Below are 23,085 nucleotides of genomic sequence, written 5' to 3'. Positions count from 1 at the left end.
TGGAGGTGTTTTTGCATTGGCAACCAGAGTAAGTTATCCCGTGGAAATAAAGATGAAAGCTATAGAAATGAGATTAGCAGGAGTACCTGTGAAAGAGGTTATGGAGCAGCTCGGAATACGGAATAAGACACAGCTAAAGACATGGATGAGATGGAATCGAAATGGTGAACGACATCGTTTGGAGCAGCCGGTGGGTAAACAGTACAGCTATGGCAAAGGTCCGGAGGACTCTTCGGAACTCGAAAAAGTAAAGGCAGAGAACCGATTCTTAAAACAACAATTAGATCTGCTAAAAAAGTACGAGGAGTTGGAGAGGAGGTGGAACCAGAGGCCGTTATTGCCTGGATTGAATCCATTCGAAACGAAGTGACGGTGTCTGAGGCTTGTAGATGGCTCGGAATCGCAAGAACGACTTACTACCGCTGGAAAGCAGCTGTGGGGACAAAGCATACAGACAAACTGGTGGAGAAAATCCGGGAGCTTTGCATCCGTCATAAATTCCGCTATGGGTACCGAAAAATCACGGCGCTCCTTCGGATAGAGCAGAGTATAAATCATAAGCGAGTCCAGCGGATCATGCAGTGTGAGGGGCTTCAGTGCCGCGTGAGGATGAAAAAACGAAAGGTGACTGGGCAATCTGTACACTCCTTTGAAAATCTGCTCAAGCGACAGTTTCATGCAGAAGCACCTCTGCAAAAACTCGTCACGGACATTACCTATTTGCCATTTGGCGGGAAGATGTTGTACTTCTCCAGCATTCTAGACTTGTACAATGGTGAGATTGTGGCTTACAGTATAGCAGATAAACAAGATACCTCTTTGGTGTTGGATACATTAAATCAACTTCCAAAGCAGAAAAAGATGTTGTTGCATAGCGACCAGGGCAGCGTGTATACGTCCTTTGCGTACCAGGAAGCTGTAAAAGGAAAAGGCATTACCATGAGCATGTCCCGTAAAGGAACGCCCGCTGATAATGCCCCCATTGAATCGTTTCATTCCACTCTAAAGTCTGAAACGTTCTACCTCGAAGATCTCACATCTACAACGACTGCAATCGTTGTAAAGACCATTCGAGACTACATCATTTACTATAACTCAATTCGAATTCAAGCGAAACTAAATAACCAGTCACCGATGGATTTCCGGCGACTGGCTACTTAAACTTGTAAGGTGTTTTGATCCCTGTCTCACAAACGGGGGTCAGTCCCATCAACTGTGAGACGGCTTTTTTTAATAATAAAACTCCCAAGCTGCTAGACTATAAGGCTGCAACGTTGTTGTTTCATCTTGTGGTTAATTGTACTTTCTGCAACTATTTTAGTTTGTGCTTCCTGGATTAAGAGTTTAATAGTATTTTGTGCAGTTATTTCTGCGGGAAATTGCTGACAGCGATGTTCACCTGGTTGTTAAATGTATAAAGTGCAATTAAAGCCGAGAAGAAACGATTTTGACTCGATATAGTTGTATAGAGTACAGCTATGTTGTGTAGATTTGGTTGCATTCAGCTATTTATGAGAATTACAGAAGTTTACTGAGATTATGTTGCGAAAGCTGACTCAAATCTATGTGCTTAATCCTCCTGCTGCATAAACTTCGCAAGCTCTTCACGAGTCGGAAGCCCATCCATATCGCCAGGCGACATGACGGCTAACGCGCCGATCGCATTGCCACGTTTGACGGCCTCGGCAATCGGAAACTTTTCCAGCATTGCACTGATTACGCCAACTGCAAATCCATCACCTGCACCAACGGTATCAACGACCTCTTCTACCTTAAATCCATCTACGTAGCCTTCTCCTTCAGCGGATTTATAGAAAGCGCCTTCAGGTCCGAGCTTAATGACGACTAAGCTGACCCCACGCGCCAGATAATAGTCTGCAATCTCTTCCGGCGTGCTTAGGCCTGTAAGAATATTGCCTTCTCCGAGTCCCGGAAGGAACCAATCACAGCGTGTAGCCAGATCATTGATCGTGTTTACCATCGTTTCCGTATCCGGCCATAAGCTAGGGCGCAGGTTTGGATCTAGGGAGACAGTCTTGCCTTGTCTTTTCATAAATTCCATAGCGTGAACAGCGAATTCATGGCAGCTCTTGGATAAGGCGGCGGAGATGCTTGTCACGTGTAAATGTCCTGCAGCATTAAAGTATGCCTCGTCAAAATCAACCAGACTAAGCTTGGAGGCCGCGGAATTTTTGCGGAAGTATTCGACTTTAGGATCGCCGGTAACGACCTTTGATTTGATTAACATACCCGTAGAATTTTCTTTAGTAAAAGTAATGTTGTCGGTATCAATGTTCTCTTTCTTCATAGCTTGAGCAATAAAATGACCAAAGTTATCTTCACCAAGCTTCGTAACATAACCTGTAGGATGATTTAAGCGTGATAAGCCCGTAGCTACATTGCTCTCAGCACCTGCCAACGCTTTGGAGAATGAAAAGACTTCATGCAGGGGGCCTGTTTCATTCGCATAAAACATCGCCATCGGCTCCCCGAAAGTGACGGCATCCAGCTGTTTACTCATTTGAGTTCCTCCTAGGGTAATGAATTTATCCCAGTATAATGATGTGTAACTTGAAATTATCACATAAATCGGTTTTGTACAATAAAAGAATGAATATTGATCAAAAACATATTTTTAATAAAAGTAAAATAATTAGGTTTAAGTCCTTATTTTATAAGGGTTAATTGGTGAATTTGATGAAAATATATCATGATCTATATAAAATTGTATTGACTGTTACCCGTATTATTATTACTATCTCATTATAGATTATGTCGCAATAATTAGTAAATTTAATAAAAAGTTTATCTAAATTAGTATTTCATATTCATCTACGATCGTACCAAGAGAAAGGGAGTCTACTGATGAAGAAAATGAAAGTATTGCAGAATGTGGCGTCCGTTGGAGTTGTAGCTGTTATTCGTGCTGATAGTGCTGAGGAAGCTTTTAAAATGTCCGTTGCCTGTATTGAAGGCGGTTTGAATAATATTGAAGTCACCTTCACGACTCCGGATGCGGATGTGGCGATAAAACGATTGGTTGCAGAGTACGGAGATCGCGCAGTGATTGGAGCAGGTACTGTACTTGATCCATTAACGGCCAGAATAGCCATTCTTGCAGGCTCGGAATTTGTGGTTAGTCCCTCTTTTGAAGCAGAGACAGCTAAGATGTGTAACCTTTATGGTATTCCATACATGCCTGGCTGCATGACATTAAATGAAATGAAGGAAGCGTTGAAGTTTGGAGTGGATGTGCTTAAGCTATTCCCTGGCAGTGCTTTTGGTCCGGATTATGTGAAAGCGGTTAAAGGTCCTATGCCGCATGTGAACATTATGCCAACAGGTGGCGTGGATCTGAATAATATGGAGAAGTGGATTGCCAACGGCTGTATAGCAGTAGGTATCGGGGGCAATTTGACTGCACCAGCGAAGGATGGCCGATATGATCAGATTACTGATCTTGCGGCTCAGTATGTGGCGAAGTTTAAAGAAGTAAAAGGAATTTAACTTTGTTTGTCTCATAAATTCAAATGGATCGATTATTGAAAGCTGTATGCTGACGGATGTCAGTTATACAGCTTTTTTTATGCTTATTTTTTGCTAATCACAATTTCTTGCAATATATGTTTTTCATAAAGTATAGAATGAGGACAAAGGCAATAAACTATAAAGTAGGAGAGTTATGATGTTTGACTGACGTCAACAAATTGGAATGGTTTATTATCGGACCGGGAGTGAGTATATGCCTGCTTATCATGATAAAAAGTTGTATCAAGCAGCTGATGAAGAGGATGCTGAATACGTAGAAATTGCATCGGCATTCCATGGTTGTAAGGTGACGGAAGGCCAGATCTATAGATTAGAGCGAAATTACAATAACCCGCATATTTTTGAGAATGGAGAGGCGTATGTTGTGGATGACGAAACTAGGGACAACTACGCAGTATTCTTACTCTGCAAGATTGTGTTATATAAATAGAGTTATGTGCTTAATTTTAGAGCCATTTCTTGTTAGCTGACGGCTTCTTTTCCGACAGGAGGATAAGCCCTTTTCTTTTGGGAATGGGAGATAGTTCATGCCTAAACGCCTGCTGTCCTTATAGGGATGTTGAAGGCGTTTATACTTGTGTCATTTTTGTTATAAAGTTATTCAAAAGAGTATTTGAATGATTGAAGTTTCCCCTGTATGCTTAGTAGGAATTATTGGCTGCGAATTGTGCGTTAGCGCTTTATAAAAGATGGCTTAACATGACGTTCTAAGAAAAGTTTGGTATTCTAAAAATATTAATTACAGGGTTGCAACAAATTCGCAGTCTTGCGCGTCAGTAAGATTGCATAGAGAGGGGGAACCTTCGTGGTGGAGCAGGGACTCATCAGAGCCGCTCAAGCGGGCGATCGCGACGCTCTAATCACCCTATTGCGAGAAATTGAAGGGCATGTATATAAAACGGCCTTCTACATTTTGCATAATGAACAAGATGCACTGGATGCATCACAGGAGGCCTTGATCCGGGTTTATACCAAAATCGGTTCATATGAGGAAAAGGCCCAGTTCAAAACGTGGGTTCAGCGAATCGTTACCAATATTTGCATTGATAAATTCAGAAGAACTAAACCTACAGTTTCTATTGATGAACATGAAATGGTGTTTCAGGATAAACACAATGTGGAACGCGAAGTTCTATCCTCTTATTTAGCTGAGGATATACGTGAAGCGATTGATCAATTGCCCGAACATCATCGGACAGTCATTGTCCTACGCTATTTACAAGATTTTTCTTACAACGAGATTGCAGACTGCCTGGATTTGCCTTTGAATACAGTGAAATCATACCTGTTTAGGGCCAGACAGCAGCTGCAGAATAGACTTCAGGAGTACCAGAAAGGTGGTGTATCGGGATGAAATGCGCGGAGGTGATGGAATGGATGCACCGCTATTTAGACAAAGATTTGAGCCAAGATGAGATTGTTGAAATGTTCCGTCATATCGATAATTGTCCTTCCTGCGCGGAAGTCTTTGAGCGGCTGACACTTCTCTCCAATGAATTGGAGCAATTGCCAGACGTGAAACCCCCGTTTAGTCTGGTTGACTCTATTTTACCTCAGCTTGCAGAATTGGATCGAAGCAGTCGTGAACAAAGCGCTGTGAGAACCGAGGAGCCAGTTGTAGTTCCATTTTCACGTGAAAGCTCCCGCGGTAAAGCTTCCAAGGGAACCTCTATAGCAACACGGACAGGCATTGGAGCTATTGCAGCTGCTGTAATATTAGGGATCGCTATTTTTAATATGCCGGATAAAATGCCTGGGGCAGAGGTAGAACAAAGCTTACAATATAATGCTAATACAGCCAGCAATGATTCTGCTGATATGGCTATTGAATCGCAAGCTCAAGCTTCTACATCTGCTAGTTTAGATGAGGCTGCGCCTGCTAATAGCGGAACAGATTCCGGGGCTCTACCGGCTGCGCCTGGTGTGGATGAGGGTAACGCCCCATTAGATAGAGCAATGGGACCGGTTGATCCTGCGTCGATGCCGCCTTCCCCAACTGAAACTAATGCTGGATCTGGAGGACGATCGATACCGGAACCAACTAATGGTGTGAGGCCTAATCCTACTGAGAAGATTATGACGCCGAAGCCGGATGCAGTTACGAAAGTTCAACCCCCGGATGTTAGCGACACTAGTAATAATCAGCCCAAAGCTGATAAGAAGGATCAACCCGCTTCTATAGATAAGGGGGGCGCAGCTGATTTAGCGCCACCTACTGAGGGAGCATTAGATATTGCTAGTGACTATAGAAAAGAAGTTATGGGCTTTAACATTTCTTCGGATTCTACGGATTCTAATGTTCAGACTTGGACTTCACCTGATGGGCATTATGCGGTTGAGTTCGCTGGGCTGCAGCTTGTAATATATAAGAATTCACCTGAAGGCTCAGTGGAAGATAGGACGGCAGTAACTTCTTATCCATTAGAAGGAAATTGGATTTCCGGAGAATGGTCGGCGGATAGCTCGCAGTTCACGTATGTGACGGAGAAAGATGGAGTTAATACTACCAAAGTGTACACTGTGCAAAAAGCGGGAATTACCTCTTCTACTCCGGCCGCGTCGCCATCAGCAACACCGGCTGCTTCGTCAACAAATTAATATGAGGCCGGAACATTTTTCGAAGTTTCGGAATATACTATAGCAACCGGACAGGAACTAGAGAGTATTGGATTTGCAGAACATCGGTATGACCGTCGGATGGGAAGTTTCTAGGGCTTTTCACTCCGGCGTTTATATAGATGCGCCGCTGAAACGGAGGAGCTTTGGCCATGGCTGCCAGAGTTTCTCCGTTTTTGCATGAAAAATAAGACATAAAGTATAGCGTGGAACTTATCCTTTATGTCTTATTTTTCTCGATTAAACGCTTACCGTCCATATAAGATGCCGAAGGTGGTTATACTTGTGCATTTTTGTCGTTTTTTTTGCTACAATAGGACTCTGGGCAAATTGGGCTAGATGAATGGAAAAGGAAGTGGCGGAATGGATGCCAAAACGGCGATAAAAGAAATCAAACAAGGGAAAATCTCACCGCTGTACCTTTTGTACGGCAGTGAAAAATTTCGAATGAATGAATTTGCGGCATTGCTGGAAGACCAGCTGATTGCCAAAGAGGATCGTGATTTCGCGGTTATTCCCTTTGATCTCTCTGAGACGCCGGTGCAGGCTGTGGTAGAAGAAGCTGAGACTGTACCCTTTATGGTAGAACGTAAATTATTGCTGGTGCGGGACGCATCGTTATTTACTGCAGGAAAAGAGAATGCCAAACTTGAGCATCGTATAGATATTTTAAGTGATTATTTGCAGCATCCTGTAGATTTCAGTGTAATCGTCTTTATGGTGAATAATGACAAGCTGGATGAGCGTAAGAAAATTGTGAAGACTGTTAAATCAGCGGGCACGGTATTAGCCTTTAACCCGCTCGGAGCAGAAGAACTGCTGCGCTGGGTGGAGAAAGGGATTCGTGAACGAGGTTGTGTGATGGCGCCCGGGACTGCGGAAATTCTCATAACCAATGCAGGAACAGGTTTGCAAGGCTTATCTGCGGAAATGGACAAGCTTTGTTTATTCGCTGGGAAGGGCGGAACCGTGGACGCAGAAGCGGTAGAGAGTCTAGTGCACCGCGGAACAGAACAAAATGTGTTCACGCTTGTGGAAGATATCGCTAACCTTCGTTTGGATAAGGCGCTTGATACGCTGTATGAGCTGTTGAAGCAGCGGGAAGAACCTATTAAGATTGCTGCGTTAATTGCGCGGCAGTTCCGAATTATTTTGCAGGTGAAGGATTTATCAGCACATAGTTATTCGCAAGGTCAGATTGCTTCGCAGATCGGACTTCATCCCTATGCAGTTAAGCTTGCAGGGGAGCAGGCTCACAAGTTCTCAAGTGAACGTCTGCGGCAAATCTTAAGTGCACTGGCTGATCTAGATTATAAGATGAAGACAGGGGCTATAGATAAAGTGCTTGGTCTGGAGCTGTTTATGCTGCGGCTTGCAGCCTAGTTCGATGGTTACTGTAGTAGATTGTGAAGGAACTTGAAAGAATAGAATACAAGCGAAGAAGAGTGAATTCAGCTAATCATGCTGGGTTTGCTCTTTTTTTATTCACGATTATGCGGTTCAGAAGGAGTTGCTGGCACAAAAAAACCCAACCGTATGAAACATAGCGGTCAGGTTCTTCAATTGCTCATTATGAATGTCGTCCTAGGCTTGAGCCTTAAGAGCGTTCAATTTCTTCGCCAAGCGGGATTTTTTGCGGGCAGCCGCATTTTTATGAACCAGACCTTTAGTTACGGCCTTGTCCAGCTTTTTGGAAGCAGCTTGGAAAGCAGCTTGAGCAGTTTCAACTTCCGTACCTGTCAGTGCTACATCAGCAGTTTTCACAGCTGTACGAAGCGCGGATTTTTGGGAAGCGTTCAGTGCACGGCGTTTTTCGTTCGTGTTTACGCGTTTAACCGCGGATTTAATATTTGGCATTGCATTCACCTCCTGTAAGACATTCGAAATCATTATCAAATGATTCACAACTTAAAATAGTTTAGCATGACCGGTAGTAAAAAGCAATACTTAAAGCTTTCAAATTAAACCATTTTAACCTGCATAAACAAGGGCTTTCTCTCGCACACTATCGACAAAAGAGCATAGGCAGAAGCTTGTAATTTGAGTTTTTGTTCAAAGTAACTCAAGGACGAAGCGAAAGCTTACAAAACTAAGTATCGCTTACGAAGCAAGTTTTGTCGAAGGTTACTCAATGAAGTGTATGCTTACAAAACCTTTAAGGAGGCTGGTATAACGATGGAACCGGATCTGCAGCTATATTCGGTACGCACGGACTTGGCGTTAGAAGCAAAGGAAATGGCCCAAGGGCCACAAAGGACGCCAATTCCTGGTGTGAACGAAGAAGTGGAAGAGTCTGATGGGATAAAAGTTACCCGGCTTGGTGTGGCTAACGCAGCAGGATCACAAGCGATAGGCCGCGCGATTGGAAATTATGTCACGCTTGAGGTGCCAGCGCTGCGCGGTGGAGATACCGGTTTACAGCAAAAAGTTGCTGAAGTCTTTGCTCGCGAATTCGAGGACTTCCTGATTAGGATTGGCATTGGTAAGGATGCATCTGTGCTAATCGTCGGACTTGGTAACTGGAATGTGACTCCAGATTCACTGGGTCCGCTGGTTGTGGAGAATGCGCTCATTACTCGGCAGTTTTATGAGCTGGTGCCGGATCAGGTCTCTCCAGGTTATCGCAAGGTAAGTGCTATTGCTCCTGGGGTATTGGGATTGACCGGTATCGAATCAAGTGAGGTTGTACAGGGGATTGTGGATCGTACAAAGCCGGATCTCATCATTGCCATTGACGCACTGGCATCCCGTTCGCTTGAACGGATCAATACGACAATTCAGATTGCTGATATCGGCATCCATCCGGGTTCAGGGATTGGAAATAAACGACGCGGATTGACGCAGGAAATTCTGGGTGTTCCTTGTATTGCCATCGGTGTTCCTACAGTTTGCTATGCTTCGACTATTGTAAATAATGTACTGGAGATGATGAAGAATCATTTCGGGCAAGGAGCTGGTCACACTAAAGAAATCATGGGGATGTTGGACGATATTTCCGAGCAGGAGCGATTGTCACTGGTGAAGGAAGTTCTTGAGCCACTTGGACATGATCTGATCGTTACACCTAAAGAAATCGATGAATTTATTGAAGGTATCGCCAATATTGTAGCCAGTGGTTTGAATGCGGCCTTGCATGATGCGGTCGATCCTGAGAATGTCGGTGCTTATACCCACTAATTGAATCATAGCTAGCACAGTCCGGCGGGATGCTGATCTACAGTATCCTGTACGGGCTCTATGTCTATTCTCTCATTTTCGGTTCTACTATTTCTCGTTCGCTCATAGATTTGGAGTATAAGAGATTACAGAGGGCTGGAGGAGGACATAAATATAATGAATAAAAAATGGTTTCAGCTTTGGAACATCGGCCGCTTACGTGGAAGAGTGCTGGATGCTTTATCGCTGGGAAGAACGATGCTGCTGTTGGCCGGAGGTTCGCTAGTATTTTTTATGCTGCTTGGAGCTGGTGGTTTGGCCGGACAGAAGTTGAACTCTTCACCCATTCCATCTATGAAGGGGCTTGCGGCCTCACTATCCAGTGGATTTTTCATGGAGCTGTTGGGGATGGAGGTACCGCATTTACCGAAGGGGGAAGAGCCTTCCGCTTTTTCAGGTGAAAAAGTAACTTCCTTTGTATTTCAATTGCTGACCAGTGTGAATCCAAGTGATCCGAAGAGTCTAGTCTCTCGTGAAGTGCCAGGTTTGGCAGCGGATGATCCGTTTCTATTGCGAAAAGGCTCGGGTGGTTCTACAGGAGCGCCTGTTGATTATCATCCGGGAACGGATGAACTGGCTGAGGGTGGAGGGGAATCGGATGATCCATCTGTTCCAGACGAAGTGGACAAGCCTGAAGATACCCCATCACAGCAACCTGAAGCGACGATAACTCCGTCTCCTGAGCCATCAGGAGCTACGGGAGGCACGGATAAGAGTGATCCTCAAAGCGAGACAGATAAGGATACCTCGGTCAAACGGGTTCTTATCTATCATTCACATCCTCGAGAGGCCTATAACCCTCTACTAGGAGTGACGAACGAAAATCCAAGCTCGGCGGTTTCTTCTAAAAATGTAATGCTGGTAGGATCATATATTACGAAAAGATTGGAACAACGCGGGATTGGTACAGTTCATGCCAAAGAAGATTTTCTAACTAAAATTGCCGACTATAACTGGAATTTTTCCTACAAATACTCTCGAATGTTGGTTAAATCTGCAATGAGCTCAAACCAAGAAATGAGTGAACTTATCGACATTCACCGCGACTCGCAGCGTCATGGCAAAACAACTGCAGTGATTGATGGGAAAAGTTACGCTCAGGTGTATTTTATTATTGGACATGCGAATAAAGATTGGAAGAAGAACGAAGAGTTTGCGAACAAGATTCATCAAACGATTGAAAAGAGTTACCCAGGAATATCTCGCGGAATATGGGGAAAAGCTGCGGGTAAAGGAAACAACGGGGAGTACAACCAGACCCTCTCACCTAATAGTGTCTTGATTGAGGTGGGCGGTGTTGATAATACAGCAGAGGAATTAAAGCGTACGGCTGATATTTTGGCAGATGCTATTGCGGATGTGTATTGGAGCAGTCATGACTCGGAGAAGGTAAACGCAGCTGGCAAGGCGACGAATCCCACAACCCAAGAGAGCAAGGGACAAACCAATGCTACAGCACCTCAAAAGTCATCGGACGGAGCTTCGTAACCTTTAGACATTCATTTAGAGTAACAGCCTAATTACCAAGTATCAAGCTAAAACGCCTTTGGCGTCCTTTTAAAGACGGTAAGTGTTTATGCGAGAATTTTAAGGATAATGTGTAACGTGAAACTTATACTTTCTTATAATTTTAAAAAGGAGTGGCTTACATGTCTCGTTTCGGTAAAAAACTGGTTATGGTCGGTATTTGGGCAGGGGTCGGTATACTGTTAGGTATGCAGTTTAGTGGCAGCGGAGGGGCAACTGTCTCTAAGCTGCTGCCAGGCTGGACTGATCTTTCGACTACGCCAACCAGCCAAGTGACGGGCATGCAATCACAACCGATAAAGAATGGGGTTACACAAGGTGGGCAGACTTATGTGTATGTTCCGATGGTGATCGACCCTATCACAGGTGCATATACGCCTGTTTCCCCGTTGCCTCAGAATAGCAATCCTGCCCCAAATGGAGATCTTCCTCAGCAGGTGGTAGACGGGTATAGTACGAAAACTCCGGAACAGATTCTGATTCCTGAGGAACAAAAGCCGACAGTCGATGTGATAGCAGATAAAACGGCGGGCCTTCTCCAGCAGGCTTCTCAGAAGGGCATACGCTGGGTAGTTTCATTGTTCGATTCGGCGGAAGAATCACAATGATTTCAGGAGAAACAGTTATTTCACGGATACGTGAATAGCTGTTTCTTCTGTTTTACGTAAGGGCGGGATTGATGGAGTAAGCTTGTACTGTTATAATAAGTGGATTAATATCAGGCTGTCTGTGGGGGTAAGGAATGACTGACGTTCAGAAAAGACAACAACAAATTCGCAATTTCTCGATTATTGCACATATAGACCATGGTAAATCGACACTAGCTGACCGCATTTTGGAATACACGGGGGCACTAACCACGCGTGAAATGCAGGAACAGGTACTCGATCAGATGGATCTGGAGCGCGAACGCGGTATCACAATAAAGCTGCAAGCCGTGCGTTTAACCTATCGTGCAGACGATGGTGTGGAGTATTATCTCAATTTGATTGATACACCGGGACACGTCGATTTCACCTATGAAGTTTCCCGCAGTCTTGCGGCATGTGAAGGCGCGTTGCTCGTAGTAGATGCGGCACAAGGGATTGAAGCACAGACGCTTGCCAATGTGTATCTAGCGCTGGATAACAACCTGGAAATTCTGCCTGTCCTCAACAAAATTGATTTACCAAACGCTGACCCAGACCGGGTAAAGCAGGAAATTGAGGATGTTATCGGGCTGGATACCAGTGAAGCGGTTATGGCATCTGCCAAAGCCGGTATCGGTATCAAGGAAATCCTTGAGCAAGTGGTGAAGCAGGTTCCTGCTCCATCCGGTAATTCGGAAGAACCGCTTAAAGCATTGATCTTTGACTCACATTATGATCCTTACAAAGGCGTTATCGTCTATGTGCGCGTAATGGACGGGAAGATCCGCGCAGGTTCGAAGATTAAGATGATGGCAACCGAAAAGACCTTTGAGGTTATTGAGGTTGGTGCATTTATGCCGCGTATGACCATTGTTGATGAATTGAACATCGGAGATGTTGGGTTTATCGTAGCTGGTATCAAGCATGTTGGGGATACTCGTGTCGGTGATACGGTTACCGATGCCAAGAATCCTACTGCTGAGCCGCTTCCAGGTTATCGTAAGATTAACCCGATGGTATACTGTGGTTTGTATCCGATTGAAACCTCCGATTATAACGATCTTCGTGAGGCCCTTGAGAAGCTTCAGCTTAACGATGCTTCGCTAAGCTTTGAGCCGGAAAGCTCTAGCGCACTTGGATTTGGCTTCCGTTGCGGATTCCTTGGTCTCTTGCATATGGAAATTATCCAGGAACGGATTGAACGTGAGTTCAATTTGCCGCTAATTACTACCGCACCGAGCGTTATCTACCGAATTATGCTGACCAATGGCGAAATGATTCAAATCGACAACCCGTCACATTATCCGGAAATCGGAACGATCGACTACATTGAAGAGCCGTATGTTAAAGCAGCGATCATCGTGCCTAACGACTTTGTGGGTACCGTAATGGAGCTGTGCCAGAACAAACGTGGCGAGTTCGTAAATATGGAGTATCTAGATACTAATCGTGTAACGATTACTTACGAGATTCCACTGTCAGAAATCGTTTATGATTTCTTTGATCAGTTGAAATCTGGTACCAAAGGTTACGCATCCTACGACTATGAAATTTCAGGATACCGTCGTTCGAATCTGGTCAAGATGGATATCTTGCTTAACAACGAGCAGGTTGATGCCTTGTCCTTTATCGTTCACCGTGATCGTGCGTATAACCGCGGACGTATCATTTGTGAGAAACTGCGTGGGATTATCCCTCGTCAAATGTTCGAAGTGCCGATTCAAGCCTCTGTGGGTACGAAGGTGGTTGCGCGTGAAACCGTTAAGGCGATGCGCAAAAACGTACTTGCTAAATGTTACGGCGGTGATATTTCGCGTAAGCGTAAGCTGCTCGAGAAACAAAAAGAAGGTAAGAAACGCATGAAGCAAGTCGGCAGTGTCGAGGTACCGCAAGAAGCATTTATGGCCGTTCTGAAGATTGACGAGTAGAAATTAGGTAGAGCCGGGAGAATATCCCGGCTCTATTTTTTTGAGCAGGAGAAGATTACAATAGGGTGGAAGGATTGTAAGCACATACACTGTAAGGGGAGTCCTCTTTTGAAACGATTATATTTAAAACTTACGCCAAGTACCTTTAAGAATCGGATTTTGTTAGCTTTCTTACTGTTGGTACTAACACCCATTGCCATGCTCGTTCTGTATAACTTCAAAGAGACAGAACAAATGCTTCAGGATAATGCGGAAACGAAGAACATAGAGCAGCTTATTGGGATTAAGAATGGTTTTGTTGATCTCATGAGTCTCGTTATGAAAACAGGATCATTACTTGAACAAGATACAACGATTTTATCGATAATGAAGAATCCCGAGCAATCTGATGAAATCACGAGAAAAAAGCTCGTTGAAAACAAGTTTGGAGCGATTGAAAATACATTCTTCATGAGTGGAGCGACGGTATATTATACTTTAATCGACCTTCATGGAAACGCATACACTTCCTTTATGCCGAGGGAAACCTTGAGCTACGACGAAATCCAATCGGAAGATTGGGTTCAAGCGTTGAAGCGAGAAGGAGCGAATCGATATATATGGAATCCGAATGACAAGAATAATGTGGTCCGGGAAAGTACGACAAGTAAGAAAATGCTTAGCCTCTATGAGGTTATGCGTGATAATGGTTTTAACATTTATGCTTATGCAAGACTAAGTATCGATTATGAGGAGTGGTTTATTAAATCAACGTTAGGGAGTAAACAGGAAGGTTCTTTTTTTCTGCTCGATGCCTCAGGGAGAATGATGCTTAATCCGGATAAGGATGAGACCTTTTCTCCAGATATTGCGCAGAGTATTGTGAAGAGTGACCACCAGCGGCAGACAGAGCGTGCTGCATCCATCATCGATCCGAAGGAGAAAAGCTTATACACATACAGCTACATCGAAGAGTTGAATGGTTATGTCGTTAAAAAGGTACAGCTAGAACAGCTATTTCTTGAGGTGTATAAGCAGAAGCAACGATTTTTTGCTGTATTTGGAGTCATACTACTGCTATTTGTTTTATTAACTTATTTTATATCATCGACGATTACAGTGCCGCTAAAGAAGCTGCAGAAGAAGATGGAGATGACCGCTAAAACGAATCTCAAAATGAAATTACCCGAGCAAGGGCGGGGAGAGATTCTGGCACTGACTCAGAGTTTCAATATAATGATCCATGATTTAAATGAGCTGTTGCAGCGTCTTCAGCTTGAAGAAAAACAGAAGCAATTCGTTCGATTTCAGGTGTTACTTTCGCAGATGAATCCACATTTCCTACTAAATACATTGAATACGATAAAGAGCATCGCCTTAGATAAAGATGATGATGAAATTTATGGAATTTGTGTTGCACTAGGCAAAATATTGGAAACAACCTTAAATACGGAAGTGGATTTGATTCTGTTAAAGGATGAGATTGTACTAATTGAATCTTACATGGAAATTCAGCGGCAACGCTTCGGACATGGGATTGAGATTCAATATGATATCAACGAGGAACTACAATACGCATTAATTCCTAAATTCTGTCTTCAACCCTTAATTGAAAATAGCTTGATTCACGGCTTCGGTCAGTCTGTGAAACAAGGGAGAATTGATATTTCCGCTAAGGTGACTGGACAGCAACTATATCTGCAGGTTAAAGATAACGGCATGGGGATAGATAGAGCACAGCTGAATAAGGCTGCACGGAAACGGAAAGGAATCGGTGTTCAGAATATTAGGGAGAGCTTGGAGCTGTTGTTCAAGAATCAACGGACAGGCATGGACATTGTATCATCAGACACAGGAACTGAAGTGATTATCCATTTTCCACTTCTTATTTCAAAACCTTACGATGGAGGTAAGCTCACATGTGGAGAACGTTAATTGTGGATGATGAACAACCCGCGGTTAAAAGTATACGGAAGTTATTTTTAAAGGCTGGAATCCCGTTTGAAATTATAGGTGAGGCGGAGAATGGAGAAGTAGGCTTGCAAATGATTCGTGAGCTTCGACCTGATGTGGTAGTGACGGATATCAATATGCCAGTGATGGATGGGGTGAAGCTCCTTCAAGTTGCGCGAGAGGAAGGCTTCGACTGTCGATTTGTAATGTTGACCGCATTGAGTGAATTTGAATACGCTCGGCAAGCGCTCGTATTTGGAGCTTCGGACTACATTCTGAAGCTATCTTTAGATCTACAAGGTTTGAAGCAGACCATGGGTAAGGTTCATGCCGAGCTGGAGCAAATGGTGAAGATGAAAAAGGCCGATAAATGGTTTCCTGAGAAGCAACAAACGGGACCGACAGATCATGTGGAGATGAACAAAATAATTGCTTATATTGAAGAGCATTATTCTGAGGACATCTCGCTCAAATCCATGTCAGAGTTGATCCGAATGGATGCCAGCTATATAAGTGACTTATTCAAGAAAAAGACAGGGAAAACGTTGACGAATTATATTCAAGAGCGGCGTATTCAGGCTGGAAAAATGCTGCTTGCAGAGACGAAGCTAACAATTAGTGAGATTGGGCAGCAGGTGGGCTTTGAGAACGATAATTATTTTATTAAAATTTTCAAAAAGTGGTGTGGCGTCACGCCGAATGAATTTCGCAAAGAACCAAAAAACGTTCTATAGTTTCCCAAATGTAGTTCATCCCCCAGAATCCGCTCTGATGATAAAGTTATAGACGTAGAGCACAACACATAATCCTTCCAAGGGGGAAGATATCGATGAAGAAAAAGTGGTATCCTGCAGTGCTTTCTGTCTTATTAGCAGGTACGATGCTGGCTGGTTGTGGTACTAGTGGAAGTAATGATGCGCAGGGCAGTGCAAATGGACAAACAGCAAAGGAGAAAATAAAGCTTACGATGTGGGGGCAGTTCCGGCAGAAGCCGGGCCTCAAGCTGTAATTGATAACTGGAATAAAGATCATCCAGACATTCAAGTCGAGTATATCCGTAATGTAAATGATGATGCTGGAAACTTAAAGCTAGATACTGCCTTGATGACCAATCAAAACATAGACCTTTTCATGAACTACGATCTTGCTCATTTACAGAAACGTATGGATGCAGGCGTTGCCTTGGATCTAAGCACGAAGACAGATTATGATATCGACAGCCAGATCGGCGAGGACGCAGCAATGTGGAAAATCAATGATAAGTACTATGGGATTCCTACAAAGAAAAACATGGCGTTTGTGTGGTTGAACAAAGATATGCTGGATGCAGCAGGATTACCGATTCCTGCGGTGGACTGGACCTGGTCAGATCTTCAGGAGTATGCGAAGAAGCTAACGAAGCCTGGTGTGTACGGATTATTGCAGGCAGATTCCTCCTTCTCAACAACGATGGACGGTACGCTTGCTGGAATGGGTGTGAAACAGGCGGATGGTACTTCAAACTTTGGGAATGATCTATGGAAAGAACACCTGGAAATATTGCATAACATGATGTTCGTGGACAAATCCACACCGGAATATGGCGAGCAATTGACAAGTAAAATGCCGGTTGACACCATGTTCTTGCAAGGCAAAGCGGCAATGCTGGCAGCAGGTGAGTTTATTTTCCGAAATGCGAACAACTTGAAAGACTATCCGCATGATTTCAAAACCGCGTTCGCCGCTATTCCAAAAGTGAATAAAGATCAAAAGGATTATAAATATTCGGGCGGTGTGGGTGACATGCTTTCTCTTAATGCGAAATCCAAGAACCTGGACGCAGCTTGGGAGTTCGCAAAATGGTATGCGGATGGCGGTATGCTGCCAATGGCAAGCGGTGGTCGTATTCCAGCCTCTAAGAGTGTAGATAGTAAGGAAGCAATGAGCCTTCTCATGAAGGGTGTGGAAGACAAATATGATACAGATTCAATGAATAAAATTGTATTCGGCAAATTCCCGTCCTTCCAGCTAAATGTAACTCAACAAGCCATTGATGCACGTAAAGAAGAGTATGAAAAATACTTCTTAAATAAGCAAGATATTGAAACCACGATGAAGAATATGCAAACCCGTTCGCAAGAGTTATTGAAATAATGAAATAGCTAGCACAAAAGAGAAGGAGGAAGATTTCTTCGTTCTTCTCTTTCGTGTACCCATTTTTCAGCATACGAAAGGCGGCGATACCGTGAAGCGGAGAAGCTGGATGGACAGACAAGGCTGGATCGGCATGACCTTTATTCTTCCGAATATGATTGGTATTCTCTTGTTCTTTATTATTCCTGCAATCTATTCCTTTGTCCTCATGTTTACGAATTATCAATTTTCAAATCCGAATTGGCAATTTACTGGGCTGGATAATCTCAAACGATTGTTCCATGACGATAATTTCTATGCCTCGATCAAATATACGGTGATATTCCTGATATCGGTTCCAGTATCGATGGTGCTCGCATTTATTGTAGCGCTATTTCTAAACCGCAGTGTGTATCTTAAAGGCGTATTACGTGGAATGTTCTTCCTACCGTATATCTCCAGTGGAGTAGCCGTTGCATTTGTCTGGATGCTGCTATTTCAGCCTTCACAGGGACCCATCAACGAAATGCTTCGCTGGATTGGCATAACATCGCCGCCAGGGTGGTTTGCGGATACGGAAACCGCAATGTATGCCATTGATATCGTACAAATCTGGCTGATGCTTGGCTACAATATGATCATATATTTAGCTGCATTACAGGAAATTTCGACAGAACAGCTGGAAGCTGCCCGGATCGATGGCGCAAGCACATTCAAAACAACATGGAAAATTGTATGGCCTCTTGTTAGTCCTACAACTTTTTTATTAATGATTACCGGATTAATTATGACGATGAAATCGTTCTCGATTATTCAAGCCATTACGGCTGGAGGTCCTAGCGGAAGTACGACGGTCTTATCACTATTCGTTTATAAAACAGCATTCAGTTATTACGATATGGGATACGCTTCAGCCATTTCATGGTTCTTGTTCGCCGTCATTCTCGTCATTACAGTCATTCAGTGGATCGGCCAAAAGCGCTGGGTTCATTACTAAATGATCCCACAAAGTGAAGCTTTGCGGGGGCCCCGAAACCATAATTTAAAGGAGCAGGCGGTATGAATGAAAAAGCAGGAAACATGAAGGTGAAACTGCCAGTAACGATCATCATGTTTGTTCTAGGACTATTTATGATTGTGCCTTTCCTATGGATGCTCAGCACATCCTTTCAGACACCTGCCGAGGTGTTTAACAAATGGCTGCCTTCATCTCTCAACTGGAGCAATCATATTCGGGTGTGGACAGGAAGTCATGATTTTGTTCCGTATTATTTAAATTCACTTAAAATTTCAATTATTGGAACTGTGGGGGCTGTGTTTCTATCTGCCCTTGCCGCTTACGGATTTTCACGTACTTCGTTCAAAGGTCGAGATGGACTATTTGTCATATATTTATCCATGATGATGGTTCCACCTCAGGTGCTTTTTGTTCCAAAGTTTATCATGTTTAACTGGGTTGGGATTTACAATACGCATTGGGCGCTGATCCTACCAGCCATGTTCTCAATCTTCGGTGTATTTATGCTTCGGCAGTTCTTTATGGGCATTCCTAAGGAAATTACGGAATCTGCTTTTTTGGATGGGGCGGGGCATTATAAGATATTTTTCCGCTTAATTCTGCCATTAGCGAAGCCAGCAATAGCAACGTTTGCTATTCTCGATTTCTCCTGGCAATGGAATGATTATGAGAATGCGCTTGTATTCTTGCAAAGCCCTAAACTATATACCATTCCGCTTGGATTGCAGAATTTTATTCTTGAGAACAATGTGGACTACAACGGGATGATGGCTGCTTCATCGGCTGCAATTATTCCAATGATTATTATCTTCTTTGTGGGTCAGAAATACATTATTCAAGGGATTTCAAGTTCGGCTGTGAAAGGCTAACTTTAGGAGGAGTACTAACATGAGAACAGAAACGGTTAAATCCGATGTAACAGTGGTCGGTGGTGGACTTGCAGGAATGAACGCGGCGATCGCTGCAGCACGCCTAGGATTAAAGGTAGCACTAGTGCAGAACCGTCCTGTACTTGGTGGTAACTCGAGTTCAGAGGTTCGGGTATGGGTATGTGGTGCAACAGGACATGGTGTAAATCGATATGCACGTGAGACAGGCATTATGGGTGAGTTATTCATCGAGAATCAATACCGGAACCCGGAGGGAAATCCATACTTATGGGATCTAACCTTACTCGAAGCCGTGAAGGCAGAGTCGAATATCAGCCTGTTTCTAAATACCGATGTACGCGAAGTGGAAGCGGAAGGTGAGGCAGAGGAGCGGACGATTCGCAGTGTGATTGGTTGGATGATGGGATCTGAGCGGTTGATTACGTTCGAGAGTGAGGCGTTCATCGATTGTACGGGCGATGGTTTGGTTGGCTTCCTAGCAGGAGCTGACTTCCGTTTAGGACGTGAAGCCCGCCATGAATTTAATGAGGAATGGGCACCTGAAGTGCCTGATAACATTACATTAGGCAGTACATTATTGTTTTATACACAGGATACAGGAAAACCGGTACGTTATGTTGCTCCATCGTTCGCGAAGGATATTACAACAACGTCGATTCCGATCCGTCGGGTCATTCGGAGTGGAGATTCAGGCTGTCACTACTGGTGGATTGAGTGGGGTGGTGAGCTTGATACAGTGGATGAGAATGAACGTATACGTGATGAGCTATCCTCTGTTATTTATGGGATTTGGGATTACATTAAAAACTCAGGTCATTTTGATGCCGAAAATATGACGCTGGAGTGGGTTGGATCAATTCCGGGTAAACGTGAATACAGACGGTTTATTGGCGATACGATCTTAACGCAAAATGATATTCTTGCGCAGCGTGAATTTGAAGACCGGATTGGATTCGGAGGATGGTCGATTGATCTGCATCCACCGCAAGGGATGTACGCAGAAGAGAGTGGCTCGAAACATCTGCATGCGGATGGGATTTATCATATTCCATTTAGTTCGCTCTATTCGAAAAATGTGCGAAATCTACTCTTCGCGGGTCGGAATATCAGCGCATCTCATGTGGCTTTTGGAACAACACGCGTCATGGCGACCTGTGCGATTATGGGTGAAGCGGCTGGAGCAGGTGCAGCATTATCCGTCATCAAAGGTGTAACCCCTCGTGAAATTCGCAATCAGCATATGCATGAATTGCAACAGGTGATGTTAAAGCAAGATGCTTCGATTATTGGATTGCGCAACGAAGATCCGCTAGACCTCGCGAGAAATAGTGAGATTCATGCGTCCAGTACGATGAAAGGCATATTACTGGATCGTCCAGCTGAAGCTTATGAGCTTTCTCATGACGTAGGAATATTGTTTCCGGTTGAAGGAAATATCCTTGGGTTGAAGCTGCTTGTGTCAGCAAGTACTCAGTCAGAGTTGACGGTTGAGCTATGGACGACTGGGCGTGCGGAAAATTACGTTCCAGCAGAGTGTAGACAGGTTGATGTTGTATTAGTACAAGCTGGAGAGCAGCAATGGATTGATGTTCCGGTACAAGAGGAGCAGTGGAGTTCAATCGGCGAGTGTAATATCTTCGCTATTATTCGAGCTAATGAGCATATTCAATTGCATATCTCAGAAACCTCAATCACAGGTGTTATTACATTTGAGCGAGGCGTTAAACCAGTAGTCGATTCAGCGCTGGAGGATCATCAGCCAGATCAGCCGGTGATGGAGTGGAGCATGAAACAGCTTGTACGCAGGCATTTCTGCTTTGCGGTAGAAACATCCGCATATGCTGCATCCAAAGTCACTGACGGGTATGCTCGACCTTTTGCAGGGCCACATAGCTGGGTTTCTGAGCCGATGACTGCTGGTAGAACGGAGTGGGTAGAGGCGCGTCTCCCGGATGCTGCTTCAGTCTCTGAAATTCATTTTACTTTTAACGATGATGTTAATGAGGATCTTATCAACCTACATCACCATGAAACGCCATTTCTAGTGATTCCTGAACTAGTAAAGGCTTACGATGTAGAGTTGCTCATTGATGGCGTGTGGCAAGTCATGTTCCGCGTCAAAGACAATCATCGCCGGAAGAACGTACATCGTTTAGAGAAGCCTGTCCTTACGGACACTGTTCGGATCGTTATTCATGAAACTAACGGAGGAGAACGTGCAGAACTCGTGGAAATGCGGATATATTAAGAAGAAGCGGCTTAGCCATCCTTATAGGGAAGGTATCCGTTTCTGCGAGAAATACAAAATATATATACTTTTTTGTATTTTAAAATAGAGATCATTTATAAATGATCGCCCCTCGAAGGGAAGCCGTCAGGCTTTCCTTTTCTTGTTTTTTAGATTACACTAGTCAAACGATATTTTTATATAAAGGAGACAGCTAATGACTACGAATACTAATGGCCGTCCCCCTGAGGCCGTGTACATTCATATACCTTTTTGTACCAATAAGTGCTTTTATTGTGATTTTAATTCCTACGTTCTCAAGGATCAGCCGGTTATGGATTATCTCGAAGCCTTGGATCGAGAAATGGAGCAGACCGTTAAGAACACCCCACCGGGTGTCATCAAAACGATCTTTGTCGGCGGAGGTACTCCCACTGTACTGAAACCCGATGAGATGGCTTATTTTCTAAAATCTGTTCGCACACATTTCCCGAATTGGGATAAAGATATCGAGTTCTCTATGGAAGCAAATCCGGGAACTACGGATAAAGATAAGTTGACGGTTATGAAAGAAGGCGGCGTGAATAGGGTGAGCTTTGGTGTTCAGGCGTTTCAGAACGAACTCCTGACGGGCATTGGCCGGATTCATAATGTTGATGATGTATACCGCAGCTTGGAGAATGCTCGTGCAGTAGGACTTAACAACCTGTCGGTTGACCTTATGTTTGGTTTGCCGAACCAAACGGTGGAGATGCTGGCTGAAAGTATTCGCAAGGCGCTCGAGCTAGATTTACCCCACTATTCTATTTACAGCTTGAAGGTGGAGGAGAACACTCTTTTTCACACCCTATTTAATAAGAACAAACTTCCTCTACCTAATGAAGAAGATGAACTGCAAATGTACCTCTTGTTGATGTCTTCTATGAAGGAAGCGGGCTACAACCAATACGAAATCAGTAACTTCGCAAAACCAGGCATGGAGAGTCGTCACAATATCACTTACTGGCGTAATGAAGATTATTATGGTCTCGGCGCAGGTGCACATGGATATGTAGGTCGTCAGCGACATATTAATGTTAAGGGTGTAAATCCTTATGTTGAAGCTACACGTAAAGGCCTGCCACGATTGGACGCATACCCAATCACTGAAGCAGAAGCGATGGAGGACTTTATGATGGTTGGCTTGCGTATGCATGAAGGTGTCTCTAATGCGGCATTTCAGGCGCAATTTGGGCGTTCGATAGAGGATGTATTTGCGAAATCCCTGCATAGGATGCTGCATGCGGGTCTGCTTGAACACGAAGAGGGGACGTACCGGCTCAGCAAGCAAGGGATCCTTTTTGGTAACGATGTTTTCGCAGAATTTGTAGGCGCGCTGACAGAAGTTTAATTTTAAAATACCCCTTGAATTGTAATTCACTCTGTTGTATATTTATTCATA

20 protein-coding genes are annotated in these 23,085 nt (G+C 43.9%); 18 read left to right on the top strand and 2 right to left on the bottom strand.

Annotation, left to right across the window (positions count from 1 at the left end):
- Positions 1-16: 16 nt before the first annotated feature.
- Positions 17-1,161, top strand: a protein-coding gene (locus tag R50345_RS23005) for an IS3 family transposase (RefSeq protein WP_156114702.1) whose coding sequence is annotated in 2 segments (ribosomal slippage) — positions 17-305 and positions 305-1,161 — 1,146 coding nt in all. Because the reading frame shifts where the segments join, the coding sequence is not laid out codon by codon here.
- A gap of 409 nt (positions 1,162-1,570) precedes the next feature.
- On the opposite strand, the gene R50345_RS23000 is transcribed toward R50345_RS23005, so the two are convergent.
- On the bottom strand, positions 1,571-2,521 hold the full coding sequence (locus R50345_RS23000) for a sugar kinase (protein WP_042130420.1): 951 nt from the start codon (positions 2,519-2,521) through the stop codon (positions 1,571-1,573).
- 344 nt (positions 2,522-2,865) lie between these two features.
- Here R50345_RS23000 and R50345_RS22995 point away from each other — a divergent pair, with 344 nt between their 5' ends.
- The 5 genes from R50345_RS22995 to holA all read left to right on the top strand — a co-directional run bounded on the left by R50345_RS22995 (position 2,866) and on the right by holA (position 7,548).
- Positions 2,866-3,507: a bifunctional 2-keto-4-hydroxyglutarate aldolase/2-keto-3-deoxy-6-phosphogluconate aldolase gene (locus R50345_RS22995; protein WP_042130419.1), complete on the top strand. Its 642-nt coding sequence runs from the start codon at positions 2,866-2,868 to the stop codon at positions 3,505-3,507.
- A 235-nt stretch (positions 3,508-3,742) separates the two neighbouring features.
- Complete coding sequence (locus R50345_RS22990) at positions 3,743-3,979, top strand: hypothetical protein (protein ID WP_139328458.1); 237 nt, start codon at positions 3,743-3,745, stop codon at positions 3,977-3,979.
- Between the two features lie 375 nt (positions 3,980-4,354).
- Positions 4,355-4,903, top strand: a complete 549-nt coding sequence (locus R50345_RS22985; RefSeq protein WP_036677530.1) for an RNA polymerase sigma factor — start codon at positions 4,355-4,357, stop codon at positions 4,901-4,903.
- Entirely contained in the window at positions 4,900-6,147 is a 1,248-nt protein-coding gene (locus tag R50345_RS22980) for an anti-sigma factor family protein (RefSeq protein WP_042130415.1), read from the top strand. The genes R50345_RS22985 and R50345_RS22980 overlap by 4 nt, the downstream gene beginning before the upstream one ends.
- A 381-nt stretch (positions 6,148-6,528) precedes the next feature.
- Positions 6,529-7,548 (top strand): DNA polymerase III subunit delta, encoded by a 1,020-nt coding sequence (holA, locus tag R50345_RS22975; protein WP_042130413.1) that lies wholly within the window; start codon positions 6,529-6,531, stop codon positions 7,546-7,548.
- A 201-nt stretch (positions 7,549-7,749) separates the two neighbouring features.
- Here the strand turns inward: holA and rpsT are convergent, their stop codons facing one another.
- A complete protein-coding gene (gene rpsT, locus R50345_RS22970) occupies positions 7,750-8,022 on the bottom strand; it encodes a 30S ribosomal protein S20 (RefSeq protein ID WP_042130412.1) in 273 nt (90 codons plus the stop codon).
- A gap of 318 nt (positions 8,023-8,340) precedes the next feature.
- Here rpsT and gpr point away from each other — a divergent pair, with 318 nt between their 5' ends.
- The 12 genes from gpr to hemW all read left to right on the top strand — a co-directional run bounded on the left by gpr (position 8,341) and on the right by hemW (position 23,034).
- A complete protein-coding gene (gene gpr / locus R50345_RS22965; RefSeq protein ID WP_042130410.1) occupies positions 8,341-9,342 on the top strand; it encodes a GPR endopeptidase in 1,002 nt (333 codons plus the stop codon).
- A gap of 156 nt (positions 9,343-9,498) precedes the next feature.
- A complete protein-coding gene (locus tag R50345_RS22960) occupies positions 9,499-10,869 on the top strand; it encodes a stage II sporulation protein P (protein ID WP_042130408.1) in 1,371 nt (456 codons plus the stop codon).
- A gap of 161 nt (positions 10,870-11,030) precedes the next feature.
- Positions 11,031-11,516 (top strand): hypothetical protein, encoded by a 486-nt coding sequence (locus tag R50345_RS22955; RefSeq protein WP_042130406.1) that lies wholly within the window; start codon positions 11,031-11,033, stop codon positions 11,514-11,516.
- Between the two features lie 134 nt (positions 11,517-11,650).
- Entirely contained in the window at positions 11,651-13,465 is a 1,815-nt protein-coding gene (gene lepA, locus R50345_RS22950; RefSeq protein WP_042130404.1) for a translation elongation factor 4, read from the top strand.
- 108 nt (positions 13,466-13,573) lie between these two features.
- Positions 13,574-15,379, top strand: coding sequence for a cache domain-containing sensor histidine kinase (locus tag R50345_RS22945; protein WP_231573896.1), 1,806 nt, complete (start codon positions 13,574-13,576; stop codon positions 15,377-15,379).
- Positions 15,364-16,131, top strand: coding sequence for a response regulator transcription factor (locus tag R50345_RS22940; protein ID WP_042130400.1), 768 nt, complete (start codon positions 15,364-15,366; stop codon positions 16,129-16,131). The genes R50345_RS22945 and R50345_RS22940 overlap by 16 nt, the downstream gene beginning before the upstream one ends.
- Positions 16,132-16,226: 95 nt before the next feature.
- Entirely contained in the window at positions 16,227-16,406 is a 180-nt protein-coding gene (locus tag R50345_RS32065; protein WP_231573894.1) for a hypothetical protein, read from the top strand.
- Positions 16,367-17,530, top strand: a complete 1,164-nt coding sequence (locus tag R50345_RS22935) for an extracellular solute-binding protein (RefSeq protein ID WP_231573892.1) — start codon at positions 16,367-16,369, stop codon at positions 17,528-17,530. Before R50345_RS32065 ends, R50345_RS22935 begins: the two co-directional genes overlap by 40 nt.
- Before the next feature lie 91 nt (positions 17,531-17,621).
- Positions 17,622-18,506: a carbohydrate ABC transporter permease gene (locus R50345_RS22930; protein ID WP_231573337.1), complete on the top strand. Its 885-nt coding sequence runs from the start codon at positions 17,622-17,624 to the stop codon at positions 18,504-18,506.
- Between the two features lie 62 nt (positions 18,507-18,568).
- Positions 18,569-19,396 carry a carbohydrate ABC transporter permease gene (locus tag R50345_RS22925; RefSeq protein WP_042130397.1) on the top strand — a complete coding sequence of 276 codons (828 nt, stop codon included), beginning with the start codon at positions 18,569-18,571 and terminating at the stop codon, positions 19,394-19,396.
- Positions 19,397-19,415: 19 nt separating this feature from the next.
- Positions 19,416-21,665 (top strand): FAD-dependent oxidoreductase, encoded by a 2,250-nt coding sequence (locus R50345_RS22920; protein ID WP_042130395.1) that lies wholly within the window; start codon positions 19,416-19,418, stop codon positions 21,663-21,665.
- A gap of 196 nt (positions 21,666-21,861) precedes the next feature.
- Positions 21,862-23,034: a radical SAM family heme chaperone HemW gene (gene hemW / locus R50345_RS22915; protein ID WP_042130393.1), complete on the top strand. Its 1,173-nt coding sequence runs from the start codon at positions 21,862-21,864 to the stop codon at positions 23,032-23,034.
- Positions 23,035-23,085: the final 51 nt, after the last annotated feature.

The sequence above is a fragment of the Paenibacillus sp. FSL R5-0345 genome (assembly GCF_000758585.1).
Classification (GTDB): Bacteria; Bacillota; Bacilli; order Paenibacillales; family Paenibacillaceae; genus Paenibacillus_AQ.
Note: the sequence above shows the minus strand (reverse complement) of the source record. Positions and strands in the feature narration are given on the sequence as shown.

Bases quoted from the DNA above. Each gene is read 5' to 3' on its own strand.
- R50345_RS22940 (WP_042130400.1), top strand. From the start codon at position 15,364: ATGTGGAGAACGTTAATTGTGGATGATGAACAACCCGCGGTTAAAAGT.
- R50345_RS22980 (WP_042130415.1), top strand. From the start codon at position 4,900: ATGAAATGCGCGGAGGTGATGGAATGGATGCACCGCTATTTAGACAAA.
- holA (WP_042130413.1), top strand. From the start codon at position 6,529: ATGGATGCCAAAACGGCGATAAAAGAAATCAAACAAGGGAAAATCTCA.
- R50345_RS22995 (WP_042130419.1), top strand. From the start codon at position 2,866: ATGAAGAAAATGAAAGTATTGCAGAATGTGGCGTCCGTTGGAGTTGTA.
- R50345_RS23000 (WP_042130420.1), bottom strand. From the start codon at position 2,521: ATGAGTAAACAGCTGGATGCCGTCACTTTCGGGGAGCCGATGGCGATG.
- gpr (WP_042130410.1), top strand. From the start codon at position 8,341: ATGGAACCGGATCTGCAGCTATATTCGGTACGCACGGACTTGGCGTTA.
- R50345_RS22960 (WP_042130408.1), top strand. From the start codon at position 9,499: ATGAATAAAAAATGGTTTCAGCTTTGGAACATCGGCCGCTTACGTGGA.
- rpsT (WP_042130412.1), bottom strand. From the start codon at position 8,022: ATGCCAAATATTAAATCCGCGGTTAAACGCGTAAACACGAACGAAAAA.
- R50345_RS22990 (WP_139328458.1), top strand. From the start codon at position 3,743: ATGCCTGCTTATCATGATAAAAAGTTGTATCAAGCAGCTGATGAAGAG.
- R50345_RS22925 (WP_042130397.1), top strand. From the start codon at position 18,569: ATGAATGAAAAAGCAGGAAACATGAAGGTGAAACTGCCAGTAACGATC.
- R50345_RS32065 (WP_231573894.1), top strand. From the start codon at position 16,227: ATGAAGAAAAAGTGGTATCCTGCAGTGCTTTCTGTCTTATTAGCAGGT.
- R50345_RS22920 (WP_042130395.1), top strand. From the start codon at position 19,416: ATGAGAACAGAAACGGTTAAATCCGATGTAACAGTGGTCGGTGGTGGA.
- hemW (WP_042130393.1), top strand. From the start codon at position 21,862: ATGACTACGAATACTAATGGCCGTCCCCCTGAGGCCGTGTACATTCAT.
- R50345_RS22955 (WP_042130406.1), top strand. From the start codon at position 11,031: ATGTCTCGTTTCGGTAAAAAACTGGTTATGGTCGGTATTTGGGCAGGG.
- lepA (WP_042130404.1), top strand. From the start codon at position 11,651: ATGACTGACGTTCAGAAAAGACAACAACAAATTCGCAATTTCTCGATT.